This is a genomic window from Azospirillum isscasi (assembly GCF_030849505.1).
GTDB lineage: Bacteria > Pseudomonadota > Alphaproteobacteria > Azospirillales > Azospirillaceae > Azospirillum > Azospirillum isscasi.
Genome location: NZ_JAUJFI010000252.1, coordinates 1 through 5,241, shown reverse-complemented (window position 1 = coordinate 5,241; position 5,241 = coordinate 1). Strand labels below are relative to the sequence as shown.

General features: G+C 69.4%; 3 protein-coding genes. All 3 read left to right on the top strand.

Annotated elements, in window-relative coordinates; genetic code table 11:
* The first annotated feature begins 718 nt into the window (after positions 1-718).
* Positions 719-3,556: a response regulator gene (locus QSG27_RS27520; RefSeq protein WP_306711852.1), complete on the top strand. Its 2,838-nt coding sequence runs from the start codon at positions 719-721 to the stop codon at positions 3,554-3,556.
* Positions 3,557-3,638: 82 nt separating this feature from the next.
* Positions 3,639-4,403 carry a response regulator transcription factor gene (locus QSG27_RS27515; protein WP_306711851.1) on the top strand — a complete coding sequence of 255 codons (765 nt, stop codon included), beginning with the start codon at positions 3,639-3,641 and terminating at the stop codon, positions 4,401-4,403.
* Positions 4,404-4,634: 231 nt separating this feature from the next.
* Positions 4,635-5,241: response regulator (locus tag QSG27_RS27510; protein WP_306711849.1), on the top strand; the 607-nt coding region annotated here is incomplete at its 3' end.

Sequence of the window (5,241 nt, the reverse complement as noted above, 5' to 3'; positions counted from 1 at the left end):
GCACGCCACCTTGGAGGGGAACTTCCCCTTCAACCCGCTCGCGCCGCTAAAATTCCCTCATCTTGCCGGATGCACCACTAAAGCGAACGGACGTTCGCTTTAGGTGGGGCTGAGTTGGCGTCCATGCGCCTTCGCCGGGGTGACGGGAAAAATATTGCAGATCAGTCGCTTAAGGATGCGTGAATGCCGTGGCCCCGGAGGGGAGAGGGGTAAGGCGGCGGGATGCGATTGCCCTGCCTGAGCAGCGGGGGCGGGGCCGCAACCTGTGGAAGAGACCTTGGCGAAACCAGAAAAGATCGCATCGCCGACGGCTGTCACCGGTGCGGTCAAGCGGCGGCAACCGCCATCGCCGACAGCAGACCTGTCATAGTTCAGAGATCAATGGTTAAAAACCATAATTCCTATAGAATTTACCATTCATGGCGCTTTTCGCGAATTTCCGAGTCGTTGCTTCGCAGGCGGCTGGTTATACTTCGGCGTCCGGCCCGTTCCGGCGTCATGGAATTTCAATTCTAAATGTCTGAGTGCATCGGTATTCCCACGACAAAACTTTTGCGATACTTCTTATGATGGGATTGGCCCGGAACCTTTCGACCTGCGGGTCCGGTCGTGGCCCGTGCCCCGCACCTGTCGAAGGAATTGTGTCCCGGTGCTCCTGCCGCGTGCCGTCATGCCGTCCGTAAGCACCGTTTTCCTGCGCAGCGCTCGCAACCTGGGCGTGTTTCTGCTTTTCCTTCTTCTTCTCGCCGCTCCGGCGCTGGCCACGGTCCTGCCGCAGGCGGAGCGCGGCGTGCTCGACCTGCGCGGCTGGTACGCCGACCTGGACGGGCCGGTGTCGCTGGACGGCGAATGGCTGGTGTCCTGGGACCGTCTGGCCGGGGAGGAAAGCCTGAACCCGCTGCCGGAGCCGGACGGAAGGGCCTGGGTGCCCTTCGCCCTGCCGGCGATCTGGAACGGGGCGGAGCGTCCGGACGGGCAGGCCATGGGCGGGATGGGAGCCGCCACCTTCCGCCTGAAAATCCTGCTGCCGCCCGGCATGCCGCCTCTGACTCTGAAGATGCCGCCGGTCAACTCGGCCATGCGCGTGTGGGTGGATGGGCGGCCGGTCGCCGCCGCGGGCGTCCCGGCGCTGACCGCCGCGCAGGAGCAGCCGGGGGCCGTCTCGCGCTTCGTCACGCTGCACGGCGGGCAGCGGGTGGTGGAACTGGCGGTGGAGGTTTCCAACCACTTCCATTTCGAAGGCGGCATCGGACGCACGATCTTTCTCGACGCCAACGGGGGGCTGGCGCGGTTGTGGCAGCGTCAGTTGATGACCAACGCCGGGGCGCTGATGTCGCTGTCCCTGATGGCGCTGTTCATCGCCGCCTTCCTGCGCCGGCGCCTGTCGGCGGCGCCGCTGTTCCTGGTGATGCTGCTGGCGGCCTGCGCCATGCGGCTGATCTGCACCAGCGAACTGCTGCGCGTCTTCTTCCCCGGCGTGTCGGAGGTCTGGGCCTATCGGCTGGAATATCTGCCGATCTACATGTTCTACCCGATCTACTACCACCTGCTGCGCGAGCTGTTTCCCGGGTGCCTGCACCAGGGGGTGGGGCGCGCCATGATGGCGGTGGCGGTGCCCGGCATGTTCCTGGTGCTGGTGACGGAACCGGCTCAGTTCACCCGGCTGCGCGACGTGGCGAGCCTGCTGCTGGTGCTGTCGGCCATCTACTTCGCGTGGCGCCTCGCCGTGGCCGCCCTGCGCCGCCATGCCGGCGCGCTTCTGCTGGGGGCGGGGGCGCTGGCCTTCCTGGGGTCGGTGGTGCACGACGCGCTGATGTACGCGCATTTCTTCGAAAGCATCGACCTCGTTCCCTACGGCGCGCTGATGTTCCTGTTCAGCCACGCGCTGGTGCTGGGGCGGCGGGTGGAGACGGCCTTCCTCAACGAGCGCCGGCTGTCGCAGGAACTGGCCGCCCTGAACGAAGGGCTGGAACGCCAGATCGCCGAGCGCACCCGCGCCCTGTCGGACAAGTCAGCGACCCTGGAACGCTTCCTCGCCAACCTCAGCCACGAGGTGAGGACTCCGCTGAACGCCGTTCTGGGCATGGTGCGGGTGATCCGGCGCGAGGGGCCGACCGACCGGCTGGACGAGCGGCTGCGCGTCGCGGACGGGGCGGGGCGGCATCTCGTCTCCATGCTCGACACCATCCTCGACCTGTCGCGGCTGGAGGCGGGCCGGATGGAACTGCACCCCCAGCCCACCGACGTGGTCGCGCTGGTGGAGGACGCCGTGGCGCTGATGCGCGCGGGCGCGGAGGAGAAGGGGCTTGCCCTTTCCCTGACGGTCAGCGGGATGGGGGCGGCGCGCTTTTGGATCGATCCGTTGCGCCTGCGCCAGATCGTGCTGAATCTCCTGAGCAACGCCGTCAAATTCACCGAGCGCGGCGGGGTGGATGTGACCCTGACCGCGGAGCCGGCTCCGCCGGGCCTGGGAAGCGGAACGGTGACGCTGTGCCTGATTGTGGCGGACAGCGGCCCCGGCGTGCCGCGGGCGGCGCAGGCGGTCATCTTCGAGCCTTTCCACCGTCTGGAGGGCCACCGTCTGGAAGGCAGCCGCCGCGACGGCGCCGGGTTGGGGCTGGCCATCGTCAACGGCCTCGTCGGTCTGATGGGGGGCGAGGTCGGGCTGAGCGGGCGGGCGGGCGGCGGTTCCGTCTTCACCGTCTCGCTGCCGACGCGCCCGCTGCCGGTGGCCGACCCGTCGCCGGGCCGGGCCGCCCCCATGCCGGTGCCCGGAAGCCTGGACATCCTGGTCGTGGAGGACGCCCCGGAGAACCAGGCCATCCTGCACGAGTATCTGGCGCCCGGCGGCCACCGCGCCGTCTATGTGGACAGCGGGGAGGAGGCCCTGGCCGTGCTGGCCGGGCGGGGCGTGGACGTGGTGCTGCTGGACATGCGGCTTCCGGGCATCGACGGGGTGGAGGTGACGCGGCGCATCCGCGCGCTGCCCGATGCGGAGCGGGCGCTGGTTCCGGTGATCGCGGTGACCGCAAACAGCTCCGCGGAGGACCGGGCGGCCTATCTGGAGGCCGGGGTGGACGAGGTGGTGGCGAAGCCGGTGGACCCCGACGCGCTTCAGGACGCGCTGGCCCGCCACGCCCCGTCCGGCTCCTTCCCGTCCGGCTTTTCCCAGCCCGGTTCCCTTCCGTTCGCCCCGCCGGATGCCCCCCCGGATTCCCTGCGGCGGACGCCGGTCCCAGCGGTGCTGACCGGCGCCGACCGCGCGCGGCTGATGGAGCGCTTCGCCCAGGCCTGCCGGGAGGTTCTGGCGGTTCTGGAGGCGGCGGAGACGACGCCCCGGCGCATCGCGGACGCGGCGCACCGCATGAAGGGCAGTGGAGCCACCTACGGCTTTCCGGAGGTGAGCATGGCGGCGCGGGCGCTGGAGAAGTCGGCGCTGGCCGTCGAAGACGGGAGCGGGGGACCCGCTTCCATGCAGGGGGACGCGGCGGCGCTTCGGGACCGGCTCCGGGCCGCCCTGCGCGCCATCGAAAAGGGAGAGGCGGGGCTGAGATGACGGAGACAGAGGCGGAAACTGGGGCGGCGGCAGGGGCAGCGGCAGGGGCAGCGGCAGGGATTGCGGCAGCGGGCGGGGCATCATGAGCGTCGGATCGGAACTGGCCGGACGGACCGTGCTGGTGGTCGAGGATTCCCCGGAAACGCAGGACCTGATCGCCACCTATCTGGAGCATCAGGGGCTGCGCGTGCTGCGCGCCGCGAACGGAGCGGAACTGACCGCCCGCATCGCGCGGGACCGGCCCGATCTGGTTCTGCTGGACATCAACCTGCCGGATTGCGACGGGCTGGCCCTGGCCGAGCGGCTGCGGCTGGGGGAAACCGTTCCGCTGATCTTCGTGACCGGGCGCGACAGCCCGAACGACCGCATCGCCGGCCTGTCGCACGGCGGCGATTACGTGACCAAGCCGGTCGATCTGCTGGAATTGCTGATCCGCATCCGCAACCTGCTGCGCCGGGCCGGTGCGCCCGCCGGCCCGCACGCCGCCCCGCCGCCCGCCGCAGCGGAGAGCGCGCCGTCTGCGGCGCCGGATGCTCCTCTGACCTTCAAGGGCTGGCGGCTGGATCTGGTCCGCCGCGCGCTGTTCCGCCCGGACGGCTCCTACCTCGCGTTGACGACGGGGGAATTCAACATCCTGGCGGCGCTGGCGGCGATGCGGCCCACCCCGGTCAGCCGCGAATATCTGCTGGACGTGATCAGCAACCGCGACCCGCGCTCCATCAGCGAGCACACGGTGGACACGCTGATCACCCGGTTGCGCCGCAAGATGCGGCTGGACGACGGCGTGGCCTCCCCCATCGTCACCGTCCGCGGGGTCGGCTATGCGCTGGAGCCCGACGAGTCATGAACGATAATGTTTAACGTGCAATAACAAACGGCACGCCATTCCGTTCGAAAAGTATCAACGGCCGTTGATACGCGTTCGAATGGGGTAATGCTATACATCACCCAACGAACGATTGACGGTTCGCCGCGGGTGCCCGGGGATGGCGGAATGGTCCGCCGCATCGGGCCGCCGCATCGGACCTGACACCGCCGCCGGTCAACCGGCGCGCGATCTGATACGGGTGAGAGCGGCATGCAACGGTCCCTGGTTCCGCAATCGGCGGAGCGTCTCACGCTGGCTGGTCAGACGGCGGCCCATCACAGAACCGCCCATCATAAAGCCGCCCATCATAAAACCGCCAAGCACACGGCGGCGGCGCCCTCCATTCTCATCGTCGGCAACGACGGCGCGGCCATCGCCGCCATCCGCGACTGCGCCTTGCGGCTCGGCCACCGGGTGCAGGACACGCGCGACGTGATTTCCGCGCTCGGCCTTCTCGACGCGGACCGCAGCATCGGCGCGGCCTTCGTGGACGGCGGTTCCCCCTGGTTCGACGGGCTGGCGCTGATGGAGCGGCTGCACCGCACCCACCGCGGTCTTTCCTGCATCCTCTTCGCCCGCAACCCGGAGGCGGACGACGTGGTGCGCGCCTTGCGGCTGGACGCCGCCGACGTGGTGACCGACCCGGAGGACGAAGCCCAGATCGGACGCGCGCTGGCCCGCGTCCGCGACGGCGGGGAGGGGGGCGTCGCGCCCGAGCCCGTGCCCGTGCCAGGTCTGCCGCCGGTGTCGCCGGACAACCGCGACGACGCGCTGGAGCAGGCCTACCGCCATGGACTGGCGCTGGTCGAGACGGTGC

Coding starts and splice junctions, on each gene's coding strand:
- QSG27_RS27515 (WP_306711851.1), top strand. CDS start 3,639: ATGAGCGTCGGATCGGAACTGGCCGGACGGACCGTGCTGGTGGTCGAG.